This is a genomic window from Paenibacillus piri, from assembly GCF_004354045.1.
Taxonomy (GTDB): Bacteria; Bacillota; Bacilli; order Paenibacillales; family NBRC-103111; genus Paenibacillus_S; species Paenibacillus_S piri.
The window spans coordinates 1064035-1086240 of record NZ_SMRT01000001.1 but is presented as its reverse complement, the minus strand read 5'-3'; the positions used below and the strand labels follow the sequence as shown (position 1 = coordinate 1086240).

Sequence of the window (22206 nt, the reverse complement as noted above, 5' to 3'; positions counted from 1 at the left end):
AAAATATAAGCTAAACAAATTAAAGACGAGTTAATGTCCTAATCGAACGATTTAACTCGCCTTTTTGCGACTCTTACTCCTGTGTCAGTTCTACTCTAATGTGTGCTTTAAAGTTTAAGATTTGTGCGTTGCTCCATGCGTTACCATGCTTAGCACTGACCGAGATTTCTTTTGTGCTGTCTGGATCAAGTTTGATCGTGCCAGCTACTGTAGAAGGAGTCACATTGGGAACCTCTGCCGGTGACCAAATCACCGTCTCTTTAGACGCCTCTTTAATACCGAGCGCAATTTGGGAGGTAGTTGCTGACTTACCTAACCCTTGCCACTCTTTATCAGTATGCAACATTTGTTCAACTACTTTTGTAGAAGTGCCTGAATCAGAAATAATACCTAAAACCTGAAAATCTACTGGAGCGTAAGTGCCGTTGATGATGGTTGCAGGGACTGAAATGAATGGTGTCTCAGAGTTAGGGTTGATGGCGAAAGACAAAGCAGTCGGCACAGTAACGATGATTATCGTAGAATCGGTAGTTCCGACCACATCGACTGACGATCCATTATCGGGATCGACCGTATTTTCAGCAAAAGCTGCAGTTGAACCAAATAGCATAGACAACATCATAACTCCTACAGCGATTTTCTTCATTTGTTTCTTCATGTACTTTCTCCTCCGATTAATCAAAGATTTTTTAATCCCTTATCTTTTGTAACTACGTAGACCTTCACTTCAGGATTACCAATAATAGTGTCCTGATATGACACGTAATATCGTACAATCAACTTGTTTGTACCTTCCGACAATTCTCTGGACAATTCGGCGGTTTTAATGTACTGCTTTGGCTTCATTTGTGGTGATGTATAGATTACTTCACCATTGTCGAGAATCTCGAAAAAACAATCTAAGGAATTCTTATCTGAATTTCCTACCATCAGATTAAGAATTTTGCTACCTTTCTCATACGTGGATTGTGAATCTACCGCAAGGGTGAACATTGATGCATCTTGGTTCTTTTTCAGTGCATCCTTAATTTGTTCATCCGTCATATTTGGTAGATCACCATCAATAACCTGTCCAACACCCGGTCTCGGTTTTGCATCTTCAACCGGATTCGCCGGGTCTGAGGAACGATTAAGAACAATGAACAATAAGGCAAGAATAATTACTACTACGATCCAGAATAAAATCCTCCGTTTCCGTTTTTCTTTTTCATCTTTGGGTTTCTCCGTTACAGGTGCAGGTGCTTCATCCATCTTCACTCATCCCTTCACATATTTTTCTTATTTGATTGCCTCCTCCCGAAACTGAAATGGCTAGAAGCTAATCACTTTTACGTCTTACAATTCCTATAAAATTTATCCCCATGCTTATCCTGAAATTGAAAGAATCTCAACCTCAGGAAATAGAAAAGTGCAATTACCCCGTGTAGTGGGGAATCGCACTCAGCCTAACCAACCTCATTTCCAGAATGAAGACTAAAATAATCAGTTTACATTTCAGACGATTACTCAATCATCACCAATAAGAACAAAACTGCTAAAATTATCGATTGATCGTCACCATCGAATCAACTTCATAAATTCCACAAGATCAAGGTTTCGCATGTTTGGGTCTACAATTTGTTACAAAGTCCAAGTAAAACAGCATAATTCAACTACTTGTAAAAGCTCAAATCTCTAGTTAAAGGTATTAATGAGTGCAGGGAAACATGTTGAACATCTTTCAGAGTCTTTCCAGTGATGATCGAAGATATAAGTGATACAGGATCGAATAAGGCAAAGCTTACACTTGCATACCTTACGTTTGAAAATTTATACATACTCTTAGGACTATGAACATTTAAATACCCAAGTGCTATTTGCCAACTCTGGTCGGGCTGCACGATAGCAACCATCAAATACGTTGACAAATCTAAGTTTTGAGCTACCTTTTCAAGAGCTAACTGTTTTGATTTATCGCCCAAATTGTCTTTTGAATAAATCACGTAGACCCCGACCCCTGCGAAAGGGGCTGTTCCTGTTACAAATTTATATTCTTGAATCGTTGCTAACCTTGTCCCTAAATCATCATTATCAACTACCAGGCATCTAACCGGCTGCTCATTAGTTAAAGCTGTTTCTGAAGAAGAACCTGTAGAGTCGTCGGACTCTACAGGTAAAGTTTCAATTATTGAAGAAAAGAACTCATCAACATAAGTACGAAGTCGGATTTTGGAAACAGAATAAGACAATCGCGCAAAATCCGGTTCTGTATATGAAGCTTTTGCAATTTCCAATAATTCAACGGGATCTGCATCCGATACCCCTATAAGATGACCATTCTCCAGAACTAGAGAATGTGGTTCAAGGGATGATGATCGTCTGTGTATTCTTGGCACTCGCAACGCCCCCTGTTTTTACCTTCTTATTTTTAGCTTTAAGCCACTCAAACATTTTGATGACTTGGTCGGCAGGATGAAGGAAAGAACCAGTATCTGACTTAGAAAAGTCACCATCCATATAACGAGCTACAGCATCATGAACATCTGATTCACGCTTTTTACTATTCGTTAAAGATGTCAAATACTCTAGCTTGGATTGGTCGCCCGTCTCTTCAAAATACTTTCTGGCATAACCAACAGCCTGAGAAGCAAGGGGTTCAAGATCATAATTTATATCCTCATGAACCATAGAGGGTTTGAACCGACCGTAAAAAGGAATTAACGGCGGTTTCGTGATCTCACGAAATTCTGATAAAGCGACTTGAACAATTCCACTATGTTCTGCATCTTTAATACGCATGATTTGGTTACCGACCAATGAAAAGAGGGATTTAGAAGAGTTATGAATGCTAAAAATGACCGATTGAACAGAAATATTGAATCGGGTAGCAACCTTCTGATAATTGAAATCATCTTCGTGTAGAAAGTAATAGGTTCTTTCCTCTACAAGAGTTGACTGACAATAAGTTAGAATATTCTCTTTGGCAAAATGAAAGATCTCTTCTAAAGCAATGGTTTTTTCTTGATTCAGCAACATCTCGCTCGTATTCCTACAAAACATTCTCTCCAATCTAAGATTAAAAATAGAGTCTCGAAGGGTAGTGTATGTGTTTGCCATATCGGTCGCCTCCAATTTAATTGTTGTATGGGTTTTGGTCGTCGAGCCACTGGAACATGCGCTCAACCTGCCCTTGAATACTTACAGGTTCTCCGCTATCTGAAATACTGAATTCTCCATCAAAGAATAGCTTTAGCGCCCCCCAATCTTGATCATTTCCTTTATCGGAGTTGAGTATAGAGAGGATATGTGCCAGCTTAATTTGATTGCAACCTCCCTTTAAGATGAGGTTTGCATACATATGCGTAAATAACCCTAAAACCTCCAACTCTTTACGGCATTCATCTAGGGTGCAGTTTGGGACATACTTCTGTTCTGGAAACAGCTCCGTCATACCATTAAGAAAGTACTCATTTGGGACTTCAAGTTGAACTGCCCGACGAAACTTCTTCATAGCGGCTTCGAGAGATTCAAAGTCGGTTGACTCCTCTAAATAAGTAAGTGGGGCTTCAATGATTGGTTTCAATTTATCGGAATAGTACTTTATAGAAGAATGGATCGTATCTTCATTGATACCAAACCTAGCTGCCGTTTGCTCCACATTAAGATTTGATTTCAAGAAAAACTTAAACCGTTCTATCGTTTCTTCCCGCTTTATCCAACTAAACTTATTAATGAAGCTCGTCATTTCTTTAATGCCTTTCAGCTTTGAAATGTTGAGTTCAATCTGGTCATGAAATACATCGCCAGTTAAACGGGCTTTAGTATCCCTATAAACATCATTCAGTTTTTCGAATATGTTCTTGTCATACGCCATGTCGTGACCCCCTTAATCTACCAAGTAGCTTATCAATCTCTTATTGTGGTAAACATGCATGGTGAACCATTGCCTAATCTCGTCAACTTCCTCATTTGTCGTACTTTTCAAAAGAGCTTCGATCTTTTCTTCATTTAAAACTGTTCTCTGGAGACGATCCATCATTCGTATACGTGCTTTGTCCATCGTATCAACAGAATTATAATGAACCTCAGATGCATCATTGGTAGTACCCCCTTGACCTGATAAACAAAGAAGGAGAAGCTTTTTCTTCCTAGCTGAAGCTTTATCCAGAACAAGATGCAAGAATTCAAAAATAACTTCAACTGATTGGATTTTTTTCTCATAGATTGTGCGGTCCTCATCAGATAAATCAGGTGACTTTAAACACTTTTTAAGTTGAGACAAGTCTTCCTCCAATCTTCTAAACTGAACAGCAATCCGAATTTGATCTTTTCCCAAGTTGCATTCCCCTCTCTCTTTGGAATAACACATAAGCCCTGTCATAACGTTTAAAAGCAAGTCGGACTTAAACAACAGAATAAAGGAATAGTTTTTGATTCCTTGTTCGGTTTTGACGTTTAACGACAAAACCGAGAAAACTACCGAGAAAACCGAACCCGTAGCAGACAAGATAGCTCAGTTTTTGGATTATTCCAGAAATCCTTAGAGCCACAAGAAGAAGTGACCGAAATTATAGACTGAGAAGTTAAAATATCAGCAGTTTTTCTCAGTTAGGGCTCTCGGTTAGCGTTAACTAAATAAATTAGGTTGCCTAAAATCTCTTAAAATGAAAAAGTGTTGCTGAGCTAAATTGACGATCAGTGAAGGGAGGATATTTCTAATAGAAGTACTACCAAGTCGATAAAATGTCGAGGAAGTCGAACACAATCAACATAAAACGGGGGAATGGTATTAGAGCAAAATCACTAAGAGGTTCAGTTATTGAGTGATTTGGGCTTAAGGTCTGTGCATTCTACACAATAGTTTGGGATTTATTGCCGAAAGCCGCTTAAAGAAGCAGAATATTAAGATTTTGAATTCAGACTGTCTCCTGAAAAAACTCTGTGATCAATTTGAGTATAGTTGGAGGATAATTAAGGGGAGAATTTAGTTTTATAAAAATCTGTTACTTTATTGACAGATAGTCTAGAGGCTGTGCGATAGATGAACGGTTTTTATAAAAGTTGTCCTTATAATTCTCAAGAATGTCCTTCATTTTATGAAGGACATTTGGATTTTATAAAAACTGTCCTTCATTTTATAAAATCAGTCCTTCCGGTTATGAACCTTGTCCATCGGATTATCAAACCTGTCATTTTTTATAAAAAGTAATCCCTCTGATTATAATTTTTGTCCTGCTAATTATAAGAATGATCCTCATCGTTCTATAGATAGTCAGTATAATTATCAAAGCAATCTGTCCTGTTATAGTTATTCGATACCCCTGATCAGAGAGTGTAAGAACCTATTGCCAATATTTCTTCTCTACAGTTCCAAAAGTCAGAGACTTATCCGCCGCGGCTACCTTAGGTCTCAAATTTAGGCGAAACTGCAAATGCAATCTACCCCGTATGAACCAAATCTACACTCATCCGCTCCGGCATCGCTATTCTGCAGATAAAGGATACGCTTAAGCCAGGGCGACCCAAACAGGGTTCAGAATGATACTCGGGCTATTAGTCGGCGTTGTCTGAGGAAAAACAAAAAGCTTCCGTCTACAGCTACAGCTGCAGGTCAGAAGCTTTTATGGGATGAACCCCTCAAGGGTATCAAGATCACGAATTCCATCTTCACTGCGAGTTCGGATTTGGTGAACGGCTAAATCTTCTCCCAAGAAGTCATCGTCTAGTATTACGAACTCACCTGATTTCAATTCGTGAAGCTTGATGTACTCTACGATGCCTTCTTTCTTTCGGAAACTCCTGTCGAGGATAGTGATCTCATGAGCCTGTAAATCACCATGATCGTAGAGTAGATCGATGATCTGGCTGTCAGTCCGGTCGAACCGCCAGTTACTTATTACGACCACTTTCACCTCATCAAAGCGTGTTTTAAGCCATTTGATTATGGACTTTAAGTTCTCTGTGCAGTCCGGATCGAAGGGAGAAGACTGTGTGGAGAATTTTGTAGCCAAGACCCCATCGAAATCCAATAGTAAACTAAAGTTTCGCAAGCTGCAGATCACCCCTTTATTATTTAGGTTACCATCCATTCGACAGTTCGAGAAGTCTACTGGGTAAATCCTTAATGTTACCCCTCCCGAGGACATACAAAAGGGAGGTCTCCATAGTGGCTACCTCCCAACCTAATCGCCTATTAACCATTTTCCATTAGACACTATTTTAAGTCTCCTTTAACTAAATTAACTTTGAGGGCTTACACTTCGAAACGCGTTTTATGGAGCCATACTCCGGTGTCAATTAATCCGAAAAGCTCAGAAATTTTTTCCTCTAGCAACCGATACATCAAAAAACTATGAGCACTATTTTCTTTCTTTGTGATTAGCTCTAAATTATCAGGGCGATTATCGTAATGATCTAGATTCCGATGATTAATCTCCAGTTTCGACTTCTTTCCGATAGCACTTATAGCTTGTTCACCAAAATAAAGAACTGAAATTAACTGATGATCTTTTACATACAGACTCTTTGATCTGAAACCTTTCTTTTTAACCCATTCAATACCAAGATAATGTTTACAGCCTAGACGAGCCGAGCTACTCATCAGCCATGACCCAGAGGTTGTATGGAGGTCTCCATCATAAACTAACTTTGATTTAAGCGAATTAATATGCCTTAAGAAAATCTTGTTTCCACGAAGCTCCATACGAAAATCATGACTATTAAAATGTCCGACCTTACCTGTCTTGAAGTCAACGAGAATTGTGAATTCATCATGATAAGTGCTGTATACCCGATCCACAACGTGCTGCTTCCGCTTCCGCATTGTTGCAAGGATTTTCCGCTTCTGTGACCATTCCTCATTAATGTCGATATCAGTGGCAGCTTCATCAAGCACCGGTTCCCATTTGCGCCAGTTCTGCGAGACGAATTCATCTGTAACTGGGATATCAATGATTATACCTTGATCAGGAATAATATATTTTTTAATCATTTCAACCTCTCCTTTCAATGCTTATCACAGTTTCTTATACCGCTGCAAGATCATAGCTAGTTTCGTAAAGCTCTAACGCCTCGCAAAGTTCTCTATGCCGAAGAATGTAGCGCAGAAATTCTTCGAGTGTTCCGTAATCTTCCAGAAAGCTTTTAAGCTTAAGGTTGTTCGGAGGGATGATAATAAAACTCAAGTCGGTGTACTCATTCTTCCAAATGGTGAGAGTCGATTGGCTTCTTGCGTTATTTTTCATTGCATTAGTTAATACCCCCCTTAAACTTGCGGGATTCCACTTACCTTTGGCACTTTCATGACTGTAGATGTGCTCTTCCACCAACTGGAATACAGTTTTTACAAGATCTACATCTATCTCTAATGACTCCAACCAATTTTCATCATTTGAGAAAGAATACTTCGCAACGAAAACAGTTTCTGATACCCCTCTAACACCAGCTTCAAGTTCTTCTGCGGTTAACGGGGCGACTTCCCGTTTATAGTTTCTCCTTTGTGTATTCCGTTCAACCCCATACCCATATGCACCCGCATTAATAGGTTTATCAGTCGGTTTACCTTTTCCTTCAACCAATTTTAGGAAACCTGCGCTAACGCCTTCCCGCTCGAGAGGATCTAACATGAAACGCGGATTGTTTTCAATAATATCATAGGCAGCATCAGCAATTTTACGTATTGACTTATTGACAGAAAACGTTAGCATATGTGATTCCATCATACCTAGTCCCTCCTGAAACAATATCTTTGTTAAGCTTCGAACATTCTGACTAGCTCGTAAAACTTAGCCCTATTCTTCAAACCTAAAAGCTCAATTGCTTTGGCTGCTTTAATAGATCCAGATGCGTAATCCTTATAAACATCATAAAAATTAGTTGGATACTCCATCGCTTTACGACCAGTTTTAGTTTCTCTAGCAAAAACCGCTTTCTCTTTAGCGGCTTCGAATCTATAAATGTAATCAACGACCTTCAAGCTAAGATCATTCATCAGTAAACCGCCGTCCTCTTCGTCAAGGATCGTTAGTTTTGCATCAATTGTGAGCAAAGTCGAAAGTAATTTACTTAATTCCTCAGTACTGTCAGCCAGCTGACTGAATCCCCGAAATACGATGGTGTCATTTGCAGTTGCTGTTTTGAGCATTTTGGCTAACTGTAACCCCTCTGACTCCCCAAAAGCATTAGCTAAATCCACGAAAAGCTCATCTGGTTTAACCTGTTCATAAAAGCTGTTGATTTCCTTCTTCGTTCTTGCTCTAACATACCCGAACTTCATTACCATTCACCTCTTAAATGTTAGTGTAGATAGCAAGAATAGTGATTAACGAAGCAGCAGTTGTAACTCCAGAAATTTTTCTTACTGTTGCAGAGTTACTGTCGTCTACCGACAATGCAAAAGTTTTTACTCCGATAATGGTGCAAGCAAAGCCGAAAGCACATAACATCGTTGTCATATCAAACATTTTAACAACCTCCCGAATTTTACTGTAATTTATTTCCTTTTATGTATTTATTTTAGCATCCATTGTCAGTTAATGCAAGACGTTTAACATACAATTTTCATAATTATTTTCATAGACCGACCCTTCACAATAACGCTAACCGAAGCGCGAGAGTGAATATAGAGCGTTGGGCGACCGTGGGGCGCACAGACGAGCGAGTAGACATAGGTGGTGGGTAGACAGCGGAAAAGGGGAAGGGCAAGCGTGAAGCGATTTAGAAGGGCAAAACAAGGCGAGCCTTTTAATGGGCTACCCCACCAACAGCGAAGGGACGGAGGAAGGGGAAGGAAACCGCAAGCAGGACATAGGCGGATTTTTAGGAGTTTACGAATTGAGGGTGATCGAATACTCGCTGTTGGAGCCTGTAAGTCGGAAAATCTGTGATAGGTTGGGTGGGTGGTTGGGTGGATGTTGAAATCGGGTTATCTTTCGATAAAAACTTTGGAATGCGTTCGGAAAAGTGATGCCCCCCTAACCCCCTGAAGCCCAGGCTTTACCTTCTCGCCGTATGGAAGTGGAGGTGTGCCAAAAGAAAAGAGCAGCCGAACCCGATCCGGCTGCTCTCAACGTTTATAAAAGGACTTCGGTTCGTAATAATCGTTACCCCTTAACAGGGCGTTTGAAGTGTTACACTCCAATTAATACTTACTGGCTACATTTTCGATATTTGGGCGAAAAAGCCGCGTCGTTGAAGGGGTCTATGTGTTCTTCTGCAACACTGAAGATCATTTACCGCAACTGACCTCGACATAATCGGACTATACTTCCGATGTTGCAGGCTCAGCTTCACCAGCTATCAAAGAAACTTGTCTTTGTAGATTAAACCGATCAAGTCGCGAAGCGTTTTCTGTTCCAAGAAGAGAATCACTTCGTCGGTAAGTGCTGTTCCGTCAGGCTCAATTTTGATATCCGCTAGACAATGTTCATACTTATTGACAACCTCTATAGCTGCCTTCTGGTCGGATACGAAATCTCTTGTCAATCTCGGCTTTCGGACTTCCCCCTTGGTCTGAACCAATACCGCATTAAATAACGGAACGATGACCTCTTTGATCAAGGATACCCCCAACTCTTTGAGGTGTGCTTCCACAATACTGAACACCCTGAAGTGGACTTCTCGATCTTCCTTAGCTACTACCTTACCTTCGATTGATGCGTTCCGGTAATCAGAAACCCTATCGTGTTCTGTATTCGAATCGGACTCCATATCAATTGCCCCATCAAGAGCTAAGTGATAGATTTTGTTACGCCCTATCCCTTTTCTCCAGTTATCCAGCATCTCTTCGTGCTCTACACGTTTACCATAAGCACGATAGTCCTTTATATTCTTAGGTATTTTACCTTTTTCTAAATACTCAGAGATCAGGTTGCTTATGCCAAGCCTTTCATCCTCATCACAATTTGGGCTTTTCAACTTCTTAAGCTGACGGGCTATTATTCTTAGGTCTTTCTCATGAAATCTTTTCTCGTTAACGCTGAACGTAATCACGATTTTCACACACCCCTTACTCCAATAATATCGGTTGGAGTGTTTTTCATCTATAGGGGAATAGACATTCGATGAAACTGATCCTTCGTCGGGTATTGGCGACCGAAATGGCGAATTAAGAGCAAAATAAAGGCTACTACCCCTTAGCGGGGTTAGGGCGAGACGAATGGATCGATTTTGAAGGGCTTGTCCGGCGATTTGAGAGGGGTATGGGGGCTTCCGAATACCAAGGGAAGCCCCGAGGGGATTGAACGGGGCGTAGAGGGCTTTTTGAAAGACGTTTTCGTTCGGGAGCTCCCCCTAACTGCGGAAGCTAACTGGTTGCTGAAAATATGCCGACCCCTAACAAACAGAGAATACTCATGCGTTACTTACCTAATCTGGACGTGAGTTCCTTAGAATGCCACACTTGATGGGGCTTCTCAATTTCACCGTAGATCATAGCATAAAGGAATTTATTGAAATAATCCTTCACGTTTGAATGAAATCTATCGTCATTTGCAAAGTCGATGTAATGGGACAGGTTTGCAGGTAAGTAATAATAATGTGTAGTAGCAACTTTACCCCTGAGTGGCTTGTCCAACATTTGAACAACTACCAGAAAAACTCGGAACCCCTCATCAGATAGTTTGCTTATGCATTCTCTATCGCTTTCCTCCAAAAGCACATTATCGATGACATGCCCTTCCTTAAAGATAAGCGTCTTGTGACCCTTCTTGAAGTTTTTAGCGAGTTGACCTAACCCAACCCAATCTAGCATATATTTTGCCAACTCCTTAGAAAGCTCCACTCCGAGGGTATCAGTATCCATATCACAATTTTCAAACATAAATTTGTTGATACCTTTGTAAAGCTGAAGAGTCTTTTTCATTTGGTCATCTCTAGTCTCAAAGAAAAGCTGTTCTCCATTTAGCAACATTTTCACTCTGGAATGTGTCTTATAATTGCTCATGTATGGTTCCTCCTGCGGCTTAGTGCCGGTTAATTTGTGGTTGGGGCTTCGATACCCCGAATAGGATGCGCTGTACGCTTTATAGATCAATGATTTAGTTACATCTCAAATGGAAACGTCGACTTATTCGAAGCCCAAAGTCAATTTTTCTGCTAAATCATTTAAAGTGATGCCCTTGATGCCCTGGATACCCCTAGTGCTTAAAGTAGTACTCTCAAATCATGAATTACCTGTCCAACTCTACGCTAGGTAATTATTTGCAGAGTGCATACAAAGTGATGCCCTTGATGCCCTGGATGCTGATTTACGGTATTTATAACCTCACACCTAGTCCTTTAATATACCAATAACCATTAATCTTACCTTCCTGATAAGGCATCTTATATTCTTCCAATACACGTTTGAAGAGATCCATAAATTTTCTTGAATTACTCACCTTCTCAAACCCGTTTTCTTTTGCCCATCTATTAAAATCATCTTTAAAGCTTGAACGTAAGGTCACTGCCGCATCATCCTCATAAACCTGTTCTATTACAAACTCGGCAACTGGATTCAGCTCATTTTTATACTTATCCAAAGCGTGATCACATGCTTTGCTTCTAGTTAGATTGAAGTCGTTCTCGATCAACCTCGCCAACCCCTCCAGAGCAAAAACTAATATTCCCGGCAACTCTTTTAGAAGTTTATCTGTAAGAGTTTTATCCATGTAAGCTACACCTGCAACTGGAGTCTCACCTGCTTTCAACTCTCGGTAAGTCTTATTGAAGGGAAGAATTATGAGACGGCGGAAAAAACCGTTTGATAAATCATCAGTGTCCATCATGCTGTTCAATAGAATAATCGACTTTACAACTAGACTCGTGTTAAACGAAGGAGTGTACTTCTGCTCCACATTTACGGCATCTCCACTTGTCAGCATCTTGAAATTCTGAGTATTAAATTTTTTAGAAAGTTCATTTTCTGCGCTAATATTAACCAACTTCCCTGGGAGATTTTGCAGCCCGAAACGTCCGTTCAGTGCATTTAAGGGAACATTTGAAACATTCTCTACCCCAATCAGATTTCTAATGATTTCTGCTAAAACACTCTTTCCGTTTGAACCCCCGCCAAGACAAATGAGGGAAGCTTGAATTTTAATCTCATTCAGGAAGCAATAACCCATCCACTCTTGGACAAGATTTACACGTTCTTCATCACCATCGAAAATATCATGGAGGAAGTTAATAAATACTGGACACTCAGCTTTTGAATCATACGCAATTGGAATCTGGAAGGTGGACAAGAACTTGGGATGGTGACTTACAAGTTCTCTAGAATACAACCCCAACATCCCGGATCTTAGATTCAAGTACTTTGGTTCGGGATTCATACTTTTAACATACGGGATCTCTCTCTTCAAAGCCTCAATGTATTCTGTTTCATATTTCTTCTTCCAGATATTTGGCTCAGCGTCATGAAGAATTTCACGACAAATTGTTCTTAAAAGCCGATCACTCATTTCAATATAATAACCACTGTTCGTATACACATAGATTTGACCATTCTCCAGTTGAACCAAAAACATACGCCTTAACACGAAAGAAGCAAAGATATTAGAGTTGACTTCAATTTTACCCCTAGCTTCTGAGATACCTCTATTTCTCTTTTTGACTTCCTTAATACTTCTTAAAATATTCTCAGCGGGGCTTCCAAAACCACCATAAGGAACTTCACCCGAATATCCATTCTGTACTAAGGAATGATAATTTGTTGGCGAAATATCACCGATTTCACTGTAGAATGAATTTTTTAATGCAATCACTAAGTCTTCCGTAGAGTCGCCTTCAGAAAGAACTTTTAACAACTCTTCTAAATACTGTTTACCAGCATCCGTCAACATTTTCAGATTTGAAGCAAGTCCTTCAACTAAAGGCACATTCAATTGGTTCATGTTGATTAAAGCCCATTGAAGGAACGGATCTTGAGACATTCTTCCACTTACGCTTTCTTGAATAACTGGAGCAAAATAAATATTTCTAAAATCAGTAGCTGTGTTCATACTTAACTCTTCTTGCTCAAATGAATAAGTTTCCATGATTTGTTGCCCTCCTGTGGCTATTTTCGATTTGCTTTGATGCTGCTTACACTTAACTGGCGGTAACATGGGAGCGATCTCGCTCCGGTGAAAATTAGCTTGTTTGGTTGTCAAAGAGCGATTTGCCTACACTTGAATGTCTGCCACCTCTTGCGCTATTGAGTTTCAACTCCACCCTGTGGAGGTTCATGTCCTGATTTGGGTGTTCATGTCCTGATTTTGGATTCCATGTCTTGCTGAAGGAGGGATGAGTCGTGAACGGGGGAGGGAATAGTTTCTGGTTGGGTGGGTGGGTGAATCGGAATATGTAGGGGGAATAAAGAAACTCAACTCTGAGCGAGTTGAGTTGTTATAGGTAGGTTTGTTGATACTGAACGTTAGTTTGTTTTTGAGAAGTTCTCTGCTTACTACTATCTTTTAGATCAGCGAGAATGTGTTGAAATAGATTTTGGTCTAGTAATTATTTTCAAGCAGCTTAGAGAACCTGAAAAAGCCGGAATTACATTTCGCTATTAGATTAATGACTCAAGACACAAAAAGAAGCTGACAAATTTTATGCCAGCTTCATTCGATACCCCGTTATTGAAAAAACTCTTTGGACAGCTCACGATATTTAAGAAAGATGGCAGTCACCTCTGCATGCGGGGTTAGACTTGAGATATCCAGATAACCAAAAACCTCTTTGATCTCGAAGATTGTTAATTCGAATGGCAAATTTGTTGATTTAAAGAAATTATCGACCTCAGTGAACATCTGCTCGATCAGTTCAAGCACCGGCTCGGGAAATTGCCAAGGCTGCACATCATAAAACCCCTCATCAGGATCAATAGCAGGTTTGAGCGGAACCGCCCAAGGGAAACGATTATAAAGAGCTAATTCAGAAAGTTTAGGCACAAATAGCACCCCTCCCAAAGAAAATAGTAGTAGCTATGATACCTTGAAAGTCCTAATTACTCCAGCTTGTCAAAAAACAAAAAAGAGAAGGTTCCCGATTCAAGGGAACCTTCTCTCAGATCGTCAATCCTTATTACTGAACAGTGCCGAAAGTGTCGAGCACTGAGGTATTGCTTACTATTGCCTGTGGCAAATTTTTAACACCGCCTTGACCTGTAGAGCTATCGGCTGTCATTTCGGCATTACCTGCTCTCAAATGGAACTTGGTGAATAATGGTGCTCCGACGCTGAAGAATTTGTTTTTATCAATAGGCGTTGCAAGATCAGGAGTCAACTCGAGTGGGATCTTGTCGGCATATTGAAAGCCAGGGATGGGGAACAGCGTCACATATTCCCTTACAACTAAAACTGTTGTATCCTCGGAATACCAGCCTTTACCCACTGCAATATCGTTGGAGCCACGAACAGCAGCTGCAAGAGATGCGATTTTCGCTTCGGTCAACTTGTCTCCGCCACCCAACTCGAAGGTGCTGAATACATTATCGTCGGTAGATATGTGCATACGAGTCAATGCATCCTTCAGTTCTTGCGAAAGGCTGCTCAGATCACGCGATCCGTTTACCCCTACTAGTTTTCCGCCGCGTACTTCGAGGGAATGATATTTCACTGTGGTCGGCATTTGATCAACGGTTTGCTTGGACGATTGACCGCCAAAATCTTTACCGTTGATGACAAATTTGCCGTCAGCATCGAAAGTCACTTGCCACTTGCCTGTTTCAGGGTTTTTAGTCGCGTATTCAGCCAAGTAGGAATCGTTGATGGCATCTGTACTATACTGCAATGATGGATTCCAACTGTTCTTAAGTGCAGAGTTTCCGATATCCAAAACAAAGTTCTTAATTTCGAGATTGCCCTTCACTTCAAAGTTGTTTGTTGTAGCCGAGCCTTTATAAAGCACGTCCTTATCGGAATTGAGTCGAGTTGCCAAGGCTTTAGCTGCAGAGTCAGTTGCTGTACTCATACCCATTACCGTTGGTTCGACTTCAATGTTTATGAATTTCGCCTGATTATAGCTAACTGGTTGGATCGCTCTGGCTTTTTCACCTACAGTAAAGGCTACGCTTGTATTACCAGAAGCATCAGCATACCCCATTAAAACCTCAGGAAATACAGAGAAGGAATCCTGGAACTGCTTGGTCTGCCAGTAAAGACCGTTCGTAGACCCTGAAGTCGGCTCGAACTTCTTCGTCACCGAGCTGTCCTTTGGAGTGTAGTGTTTAAACTGAACGGTTACACCATAATCTGCAGTACTGGTGCTTTGAGATGCCGCTCCCGACCAAGTGTAAGGATACGACGAACAGCCATTTTCACCACAAGATGTTCTCCATCTTGTTTCGCTATAGGTGTAAATCGAGGAAAGTGCTTTTACCCCGTAAGAGAAGATACTGCTCTTCTTGACAACTGATTTATCCTCGACCGTGCCTTGATTAGCGGTGCCAATCTTACCATCAAACAGTTTAAAAGGATTTACCCATTCCGCAAGCTTCGTATTTAATACCGTGTTGTTATCCTTAACTGCGAGTAAATCGCCTGCCTCCTTAAAAAAAGCGGAAGTACTGTAAACGGAAATATCTTTGTTCGGGACATCATTAAATAATTTTGCGCGACTCTTTCCCCAAGGTGTCGATGCAGGATCTACCAAGCTAAAGGTCTGCATACCAGAAGGGGAAAGTCTTGGGTTGTCGAACGTCTGAATCGGTAAACTTAAAGAGAACTTCGATTTATTTGAGCCATTAGGTGAAATGTTAGCCCAATACTCCGAGAGCATCCATTGTGGGACTTCGAATGAACTGCTGATCGGTTCGCCTGGGATGTCTTCTTTAGCTTTTACGAACAAGGTAAGCTTGGCATTTGATGCTTCACCCGATTTGGCATATTTGTTTTCGACAGAAGATACACCGTCTCCACCAAGATATTTATTCAAATCGAGTGGGCTTGGAGCATCATACCCCAATTCTATTTCCCATTGATTAGCACCATTTGTCGGTAAAGAAATAAAACCATCTTTTCCAGCCCCAGCAATGGTAAGCTTCTCCTTATTTAGGTTCTCGCTATCCTTCTTATCGACCAGTGAAAAACGTGCTGCATCATCAGGCATGATTTCGTAGGACTTTCCACCATGATCGACTATCATCCCATCTGTGATAATCCAATTATTTAGTGAACCAAGAAGGTTTTTGTTCTGCTCAGACCAGCCCCTTACTGGTTCTGTGAAAGTTTCACCAGTCGGTTTGTCGTTCTTATCAACGACAGTAACGTGGACTTCTGCCTCGATAGCAGGGGTGTTTCCGTATTTACCATCACTCCATTTTTGCATACCCCAACCACCGAACGGGTTAACAGAAATGTCACCTGAGAGTCCAACTTCCGTAGTTACCGGCTTTAAGGTCTTGGCGTAATTATCACGCATATATGTTCTGAAGCTGAACGGAAGGTTACCGTTCTCTAAATAAGGAGAGTATGCTCCCATTGCAGTAGTTGAGGCTCCTCCGTGGGTGACAGCTTCTGCTTCACGATTAGCGCTTAAGCCTTGAATCTTTTTGTCTGAAGGCTTGGCGGCTTTTTGAATATCAAGATACCATGTCACTGCATCATGAGAAGGGATGAAACCAAAATCACGACTCGTATATGCTCTGTTGTCTTTAACGGAAATCCCAACTACTGTATGGAACAGCAAGGTGAGCTTATTGGCTTTAAATGCAGAATGAAGTTGACTTTCAAAGTTAGTGAACTCATCGCCCTTTAGTATGCCCCGTTCCTTGATGAGATTAAGATACCCCTGCAGTATCATACTTTGATTGATTTGACTATCGATATCCGGTTTACCATTTTTAACGATATATTGCTCAAGTATCTTCTTCAAAGTCGATCCTACAGGTATTCCGCCTGTTCCCCCTAAATTCCGGCTCGGATCGTTCGGATCGATGGAGACGAGTGCCTTGCCAATTACTTGCTCGAAATAGTTTTTACTGTCCTGAGCCTTGTCTGCGTACTCAAGAGTCTTAACCATCAAAGCATCATGGCTTGAGAGTGCTGTGCTGTCAGAGTATAGTGGGTTGTTACCGTAGAGCGTAATTACCCCATCAGCGGTGGTGTAGCCAAGCAAACCGCTTCCCGACTTGCGGAATAAGGTATCGAACTCTTTGTTTGGAGAGATATACAACATAGTTTTTTCGAGCTCATGACTGAACTTAAACGGATCTTCAAGATCTTCAACAGAAGCAACTTCGCTTAAGATCCCATCGGGATTCGAAATGAAGCCTACACCTAACACTGCAACCTTATCTGAGGTCTGAAAATCGCCAGCTGCAGTCCCTGAAGTTGCACCACCAGTTGAACCATTGACCCCACCAACCCCGGCTGAAGCCGCCTGAACCATCGTAGGTTCGATTAGACCGAAAAATAGCGAAAATAACAAAGACAGGGTCAATAAAAGCTTAAGTGCTAAGTATTTAGTTCGCATTTTTTGTCTTCCTCCTCATCTTTACGAAAACTAATGCCGCCCCGAGTACGGATGCCACGAAACAAATGATATCCCACACAATCGAATCTCCAGTATGCGGGATGGTTGCTGAACCTCCAAAGACGACACCACCTCCAAGGATAACTTTGGTGTGTTCTGACTTGGGATCAATGAAGACATTATCGATCTTTCCTGTGTCATTGTCCTTGATCATGAAAGACTCACCTGGGGTTACCCCGTAGGTGATTGCGTCCTTACCTTTGTAAATCTTCTCAGCAATCTTCTCGACGTTGATAACTGTGAAACTGAAGGGCTTACCGTCCTTGTCAATTTCTAGGGTATACTTCGGCTTCAACTGGACATCGAGTGACGCAGAGCCGTTTTTGACGTTTATGGAATCAGATTTCAAGGATGCATTGGCATACTTACCTTCAACAGTCACCTTATATGTGCCATCGGGTAGACCTGAAATGGTTTTGTTCTCTGGATTAAGAGTGAAGGCGCTTGATACCCCATCTGAAGACGACAGGGTGACATCGACTTCCGTCCACGATGTACTTAAATCCGTGTTACCGACTGGTGAGAGATTGACCTTAACGTTACTGGTTTGAGCAGCAACCTCATTTTGGAATACCACCGGAATCGTAATGGCTTCCTTTTGCTGACCTATAACAACCACTTGTGGCAACTCTACTTCAAACTTATTACTACCGTTCACTACCTTGCCGGGGGAGGAAACAAGGAACTTCCAAGTAAGCTTGTTGCTATCGATCCAGACCATACCATCATCATCCGAGGTCTGCTTGAAAGCTCCCTTATTGTTCAAGAGCTTAATGTCGATCGGCGTTTTCTTGAGTGGAGTGCCGGACTCCGATTGGAGCAATAACCCGATTTTCTTGCTGTTTGTTTGCAACGAAGCCTTGATCGGGTGAAGGTTCGTTGCAATCAAATCGCTGATTGCCTTTTCGTTGCCTTCCTCGCCTTCGAAATAGGTAAAACTGTCGATTGGGAACAAGTAGTTCGTATCACGCTCAAGGTTATTAAATGTGTACTGACCCTTTTCATTCGGTTTCTCACTTTGGAACTTGATGTACTCTACGACTCCATCTGCTTTGCGAAGAATGAAGGCGAGTTCGTCACCGAGCTTAAACCCCGAAGGGTGGTTGAAGATTAAGTGATATGCACCCTTAACCTTGTCATAGTTCTTGCTGTTACCAACTGCAGAACTGATCGGCTTATCCTCCGTTACTGACCAAAGCTCTAATGTAAACTCAGGGATAAACGCTTGAGCATTATACAGAACATCCAAATGGATACCGTCTTTTACTACCCTTGTAGTATTGTCGATAGTCGGCGGCGGCTGAACCATTTCATTTGAGATCGAAAGGGGTGTTTCTACAGAATCTGTTGGAGCTTCAATCTGAACTTGTTCTACGATTGGCTGCGGTTGATCCTCGGCTGCCGAAACTGAGGATGCTACAAGGACTGAAGACAAGGCAAAGGTTCCAATGAATAACCTCTTCACTACTATGGGTAGCTTCTTCATTTACTGTTCCTCCTGATATTGTTAGTGGGTTTACACTTAGGATTCAAAAACTATCCTTGAATACTGTGTTTTATCTCTGTTATCAGGTGCTGAAATTGAAACAGAATTCATCAAAACAAAAAGCGATGCCCCGAAAGACACCGCATAAAAACCCAACAATAAGTTTTATAATGTTGATCTACCTAGTGTAGGATCGACTACAATAGCTGAACCACCTTTCAAAGCTTTTTGCACATCGACCTTTTCAAAAGCACCAGCTGCCGTTGTGAACCACGATCCTCCAATCTTAATTATTATCTGTGCGTGGTTTGCTCCTCCGATAATGGCAGTGTTGTAAGACATTGAGTCAAAAACCGCAGAATAAACCTGGGCTTCAGCGTCACAATCGCTTCTGTTATATAATAAATTATCTGCTGCCGACGAAGGAGAACCGTCACCTGGATCTGCTTTTCCCTGTAACAGGTTAAGCGCAACATTTACTATTTTGTAGACCTTGATAATCTCATCTTTACTTAAGCCTTCTTCGACAAGCGGACCGATTTTGTTCTCGGCAGATTTTAGTCCTTTATTCCTTTCCTGTTCTTTGTGATCCGTAGTATTTGTATTTCCCGACCATCTTGCTCCATTTAGGTAGTCAGAATAATACTCCGAATACTTTTCCCCGCCGAATACAACAGTGTCAACCCCTTGAATAGCTCCGTTGACAATCTCCATCACCTTGTTGTACTCAGTTTGGTTTGCACTATCGTATGTGTGTTTCCCATATAAGACCTTGATTCCACCTACCATTTGTCCCGTTGAACTTGTCGGGCTCTTTGTTGATTCAATGTAGGCAGTTTGTGTTTCGTTGTCCCACTTAACCGTTCCCCCTAAAGCTTCAGCAATAAACCGTAATGGAACCATCGTAAATCCATTGATCTTAGTTGAAGGAGCCGTTAGTTTAACCTGTTTCCCATTTACGTAGGCGACCTCACTGCCGACCTTCAGAGAGACTTCTGTTGAACCCTTTGTTGCAGAAACAGTTTCTGTTGCGTTCGACCAACTAACCGTAGCACCTAATGACTCGAAGATTCCTCGAAGTGGGACAAGTGTGCTTCCGTTTTGGATGACTGGTGACTGCGGATATGACTGCTTCACCCCATCAATCACAACGGACGGAATGAGAACACCTGCTGAGAGAATCTTTACCTCGTTCTTTTTACTAACTGGTGATTGAGAAGCATAATTGGAGTTATACGTCATACCGAGTTGTTGTTTTATACTAGCAAGCGTAGTTTGATCATTACGGAGCGTTAATAACCCATCAGAACCGTATTGAGCAAAGACTCTCTCCACATCGAGGATCACTGGCTTCAACTCAGTTTTATCTACAAAGCCGCCCGAGGAAAGCTTCTCATCAACTGCATTAAGCCCATCTAAAATCTTAGAGATAGTATTTATGTTGAACCCTTTTTCCTCTATTACCTTCACAGAAAGCTTCAAATTTCTAATCAATGCTTGCTCATCTTGAAAACTCACACTCAGTTGCTGCTCCGCGGCGACTGCTTGGGTGGTCGGGTGAGATGTTGCTGCTGAAGCCATGTTACCCCCACTGAGAGCGATTGAGCCGAGTAACAACGAACTGATCAACATACCACATATTACAAAATTGAATTTCCTCCTAACTGGTTTATGCCTCGTATATTCCGTACTCATATGGATTTGGGTGTTTTCATCAATATCTTTGCCTTTACTTTTACGACGATCCGAAATAGTCCCCATCTCACCTTTCTCCTTTGCTTGGAAATTGAACGGTAAGCACGAAAGGAAGCAGTCTACAAGCTTACCTGTAAGTTAGAAAATAACAGGCATCTTGGAATTCCGAGATGCCCTCTCAACCCCGCTACACCATACGATTTAACTCACTGATTAAATGTGGTTCGCAGTACGGGGCTGACTTCACATTTTGATTGGAACCTTTTTCTCCGCATTCTTTGCAAGTCTCCCGAGACAACTTTTCGTATTTATCAACGATCCCCTGAACCAAGTCTGGAATGATGTCGCTACTTACCCAGACACGCATTTCACCATACTTCTCAGAGACTTCATTAATGTGGACATCGATGGGGAGATTTTTTTCTTTAAACAACTCCTCGATCTCACTAAGCATCCTCCAAATCAATAAAAACCAGCCTTTATTACAAAAGAATGGAGCAAGATATCCCTTGCCGTTTCCATTATCATTTTTAACTTCAGCCCAAGAAAAACGCTGCAAGATTTCTTGCCTGAGTTGCTCCTGATCTTTCCAGAACAAGCCACCCCTAAAATTTAGAAACTCTTGGTCCAATAAATGCTTTTCGTAGCAAGGATCACAATAACCTCTTCTAACTTCGTTCCCTAACTCACGAAGGGTTCCAGTCGAACTACAGGTGAAGCATAAGCCGTTAAAGTTCTCGATGTCTCTAGCTTTAAGTTCAGCTAACCGCTTTAAATGTTCATCTTGGGCTGATTTGAAACAAGGATCACAATATGCAGTTTGCCATCCCTTAAGCACTCGAATTCTCCCATCTGCACCACATACTTCACAAGTCTTATCAGATAGCAACACATATTTTCTGATAATTGTCGTGACCTCCGTGGGGCATTCTTCTTTTTCACGGTAGTCGATAATCATAGCTCCGTACTTTTCGTTGATTTCCCTAACTTCGAGATTAACGCGAAACGGTTCAAGCTCCTCAAACATATTCCAAATCAGTTGATACCAACCAGCATCAACAAAAATGGCAGTATCCGCTGTCCAAGGGAACCGTTCCACAAGCTGATCCTCTAAACCCTTACTCAACATACCCAATCCCACCCTTCAATTCTTTGTTTAGCTTCCTCCAACCGCTTTTCTACACAAGGATCGCACAGCGTGAATCATCAACTACCCAGATTACGCTCCTTTATTACTGTAATTTTTCTCATCTTTAGTCTTCAAAAGTAGAAATTCAGATTAACTCAAGAAACAAGGAAAATAAGCAAAAAGTTATAATGTGTAAATTGGTAGGATTCTACCATTGAAGTTATCTCTATTCAAGAAACTCTAACAGGAAGATTCGCGGATCGAGTAGGAGAAGGCGTTCGGTGTAAGCCAGCGGATCGAACTAGTGCTCAATTTATAAAATTCAAATCTGGATTATTCTGCTGAAATCGTTAGTATTTCTTACTAAGAAAAATAATGGAATGATATCCTCTGTAATTAAAGAAATATCTAGAATAAAATCAAT

Annotated in this window: 19 protein-coding genes; all 19 read right to left on the bottom strand. The window is 41.2% G+C overall.

What is annotated here, in order from left to right; all coding sequences use genetic code 11:
• Positions 1–73: 73 nt before the first annotated feature.
• The 19 genes from E1757_RS04525 to E1757_RS04440 all read right to left on the bottom strand — a co-directional run bounded on the left by E1757_RS04525 (position 74) and on the right by E1757_RS04440 (position 21782).
• Positions 74–658 (bottom strand): hypothetical protein, encoded by a 585-nt coding sequence (locus E1757_RS04525; protein ID WP_133225591.1) that lies wholly within the window; start codon positions 656–658, stop codon positions 74–76.
• 20 nt (positions 659–678) lie between these two features.
• Entirely contained in the window at positions 679–1251 is a 573-nt protein-coding gene (locus tag E1757_RS04520) for a cell division protein FtsQ/DivIB (protein ID WP_133225590.1), read from the bottom strand.
• 401 nt (positions 1252–1652) lie between these two features.
• Entirely contained in the window at positions 1653–2375 is a 723-nt protein-coding gene (locus E1757_RS04515) for a hypothetical protein (protein ID WP_133225589.1), read from the bottom strand.
• Positions 2341–3015: a hypothetical protein gene (locus tag E1757_RS04510; RefSeq protein ID WP_133225588.1), complete on the bottom strand. Its 675-nt coding sequence runs from the start codon at positions 3013–3015 to the stop codon at positions 2341–2343. Before E1757_RS04510 ends, E1757_RS04515 begins: the two co-directional genes overlap by 35 nt.
• Before the next feature lie 97 nt (positions 3016–3112).
• Complete coding sequence (locus E1757_RS04505; protein WP_133225587.1) at positions 3113–3853, bottom strand: hypothetical protein; 741 nt, start codon at positions 3851–3853, stop codon at positions 3113–3115.
• Positions 3854–3865: 12 nt separating this feature from the next.
• Positions 3866–4315, bottom strand: coding sequence for a hypothetical protein (locus tag E1757_RS04500; protein WP_133225586.1), 450 nt, complete (start codon positions 4313–4315; stop codon positions 3866–3868).
• Positions 4316–5600: 1285 nt separating this feature from the next.
• Positions 5601–6029, bottom strand: coding sequence for an HAD domain-containing protein (locus tag E1757_RS04495; RefSeq protein WP_133225585.1), 429 nt, complete (start codon positions 6027–6029; stop codon positions 5601–5603).
• Between the two features lie 203 nt (positions 6030–6232).
• Positions 6233–6970, bottom strand: a complete 738-nt coding sequence (locus E1757_RS04490) for an HNH endonuclease (RefSeq protein WP_133225584.1) — start codon at positions 6968–6970, stop codon at positions 6233–6235.
• A 34-nt stretch (positions 6971–7004) separates the two neighbouring features.
• On the bottom strand, positions 7005–7700 hold the full coding sequence (locus E1757_RS04485) for a hypothetical protein (protein ID WP_133225583.1): 696 nt from the start codon (positions 7698–7700) through the stop codon (positions 7005–7007).
• Positions 7701–7729: 29 nt separating this feature from the next.
• A complete protein-coding gene (locus tag E1757_RS04480) occupies positions 7730–8254 on the bottom strand; it encodes a recombinase family protein (protein WP_165971953.1) in 525 nt (174 codons plus the stop codon).
• A 13-nt stretch (positions 8255–8267) separates the two neighbouring features.
• Complete coding sequence (locus tag E1757_RS35655) at positions 8268–8441, bottom strand: hypothetical protein (RefSeq protein ID WP_165971952.1); 174 nt, start codon at positions 8439–8441, stop codon at positions 8268–8270.
• 835 nt (positions 8442–9276) lie between these two features.
• The gene (locus E1757_RS04475) at positions 9277–9978 is read right to left on the bottom strand and encodes a hypothetical protein (protein ID WP_133225581.1); all 702 of its coding nucleotides are present in this window, start codon (positions 9976–9978) and stop codon (positions 9277–9279) included.
• 358 nt (positions 9979–10336) lie between these two features.
• The gene (locus E1757_RS04470; protein ID WP_133225580.1) at positions 10337–10921 is read right to left on the bottom strand and encodes a hypothetical protein; all 585 of its coding nucleotides are present in this window, start codon (positions 10919–10921) and stop codon (positions 10337–10339) included.
• Positions 10922–11234: 313 nt separating this feature from the next.
• Positions 11235–12995 (bottom strand): DNA primase family protein, encoded by a 1761-nt coding sequence (locus E1757_RS04465; RefSeq protein ID WP_165971951.1) that lies wholly within the window; start codon positions 12993–12995, stop codon positions 11235–11237.
• Positions 12996–13574: 579 nt separating this feature from the next.
• Positions 13575–13889, bottom strand: a complete 315-nt coding sequence (locus E1757_RS04460; protein ID WP_133225578.1) for a hypothetical protein — start codon at positions 13887–13889, stop codon at positions 13575–13577.
• A gap of 133 nt (positions 13890–14022) precedes the next feature.
• Entirely contained in the window at positions 14023–17412 is a 3390-nt protein-coding gene (locus tag E1757_RS04455) for a hypothetical protein (RefSeq protein WP_133225577.1), read from the bottom strand.
• Positions 17402–18958 carry a hypothetical protein gene (locus E1757_RS04450; protein ID WP_133225576.1) on the bottom strand — a complete coding sequence of 519 codons (1557 nt, stop codon included), beginning with the start codon at positions 18956–18958 and terminating at the stop codon, positions 17402–17404. Before E1757_RS04450 ends, E1757_RS04455 begins: the two co-directional genes overlap by 11 nt.
• Positions 18959–19123: 165 nt before the next feature.
• Positions 19124–20719, bottom strand: coding sequence for a copper amine oxidase N-terminal domain-containing protein (locus tag E1757_RS04445; RefSeq protein WP_133225575.1), 1596 nt, complete (start codon positions 20717–20719; stop codon positions 19124–19126).
• Between the two features lie 121 nt (positions 20720–20840).
• Positions 20841–21782: a hypothetical protein gene (locus E1757_RS04440; protein ID WP_133225574.1), complete on the bottom strand. Its 942-nt coding sequence runs from the start codon at positions 21780–21782 to the stop codon at positions 20841–20843.
• Positions 21783–22206: the final 424 nt, after the last annotated feature.

Bases quoted from the DNA above. Each gene is read 5' to 3' on its own strand.
- E1757_RS04485 (WP_133225583.1), bottom strand. From the start codon at position 7,700: ATGATGGAATCACATATGCTAACGTTTTCTGTCAATAAGTCAATACGT.
- E1757_RS04520 (WP_133225590.1), bottom strand. From the start codon at position 1,251: ATGGATGAAGCACCTGCACCTGTAACGGAGAAACCCAAAGATGAAAAA.
- E1757_RS04445 (WP_133225575.1), bottom strand. From the start codon at position 20,719: ATGGGGACTATTTCGGATCGTCGTAAAAGTAAAGGCAAAGATATTGAT.
- E1757_RS04440 (WP_133225574.1), bottom strand. From the start codon at position 21,782: ATGTTGAGTAAGGGTTTAGAGGATCAGCTTGTGGAACGGTTCCCTTGG.
- E1757_RS04455 (WP_133225577.1), bottom strand. From the start codon at position 17,412: ATGCGAACTAAATACTTAGCACTTAAGCTTTTATTGACCCTGTCTTTG.
- E1757_RS04480 (WP_165971953.1), bottom strand. From the start codon at position 8,254: ATGAAGTTCGGGTATGTTAGAGCAAGAACGAAGAAGGAAATCAACAGC.
- E1757_RS04470 (WP_133225580.1), bottom strand. From the start codon at position 10,921: ATGAGCAATTATAAGACACATTCCAGAGTGAAAATGTTGCTAAATGGA.
- E1757_RS04450 (WP_133225576.1), bottom strand. From the start codon at position 18,958: ATGAAGAAGCTACCCATAGTAGTGAAGAGGTTATTCATTGGAACCTTT.
- E1757_RS04490 (WP_133225584.1), bottom strand. From the start codon at position 6,970: ATGATTAAAAAATATATTATTCCTGATCAAGGTATAATCATTGATATC.
- E1757_RS04505 (WP_133225587.1), bottom strand. From the start codon at position 3,853: ATGGCGTATGACAAGAACATATTCGAAAAACTGAATGATGTTTATAGG.
- E1757_RS04465 (WP_165971951.1), bottom strand. From the start codon at position 12,995: ATGGAAACTTATTCATTTGAGCAAGAAGAGTTAAGTATGAACACAGCT.
- E1757_RS04510 (WP_133225588.1), bottom strand. From the start codon at position 3,015: ATGTTGCTGAATCAAGAAAAAACCATTGCTTTAGAAGAGATCTTTCAT.
- E1757_RS35655 (WP_165971952.1), bottom strand. From the start codon at position 8,441: ATGTTTGATATGACAACGATGTTATGTGCTTTCGGCTTTGCTTGCACC.
- E1757_RS04525 (WP_133225591.1), bottom strand. From the start codon at position 658: ATGAAGAAACAAATGAAGAAAATCGCTGTAGGAGTTATGATGTTGTCT.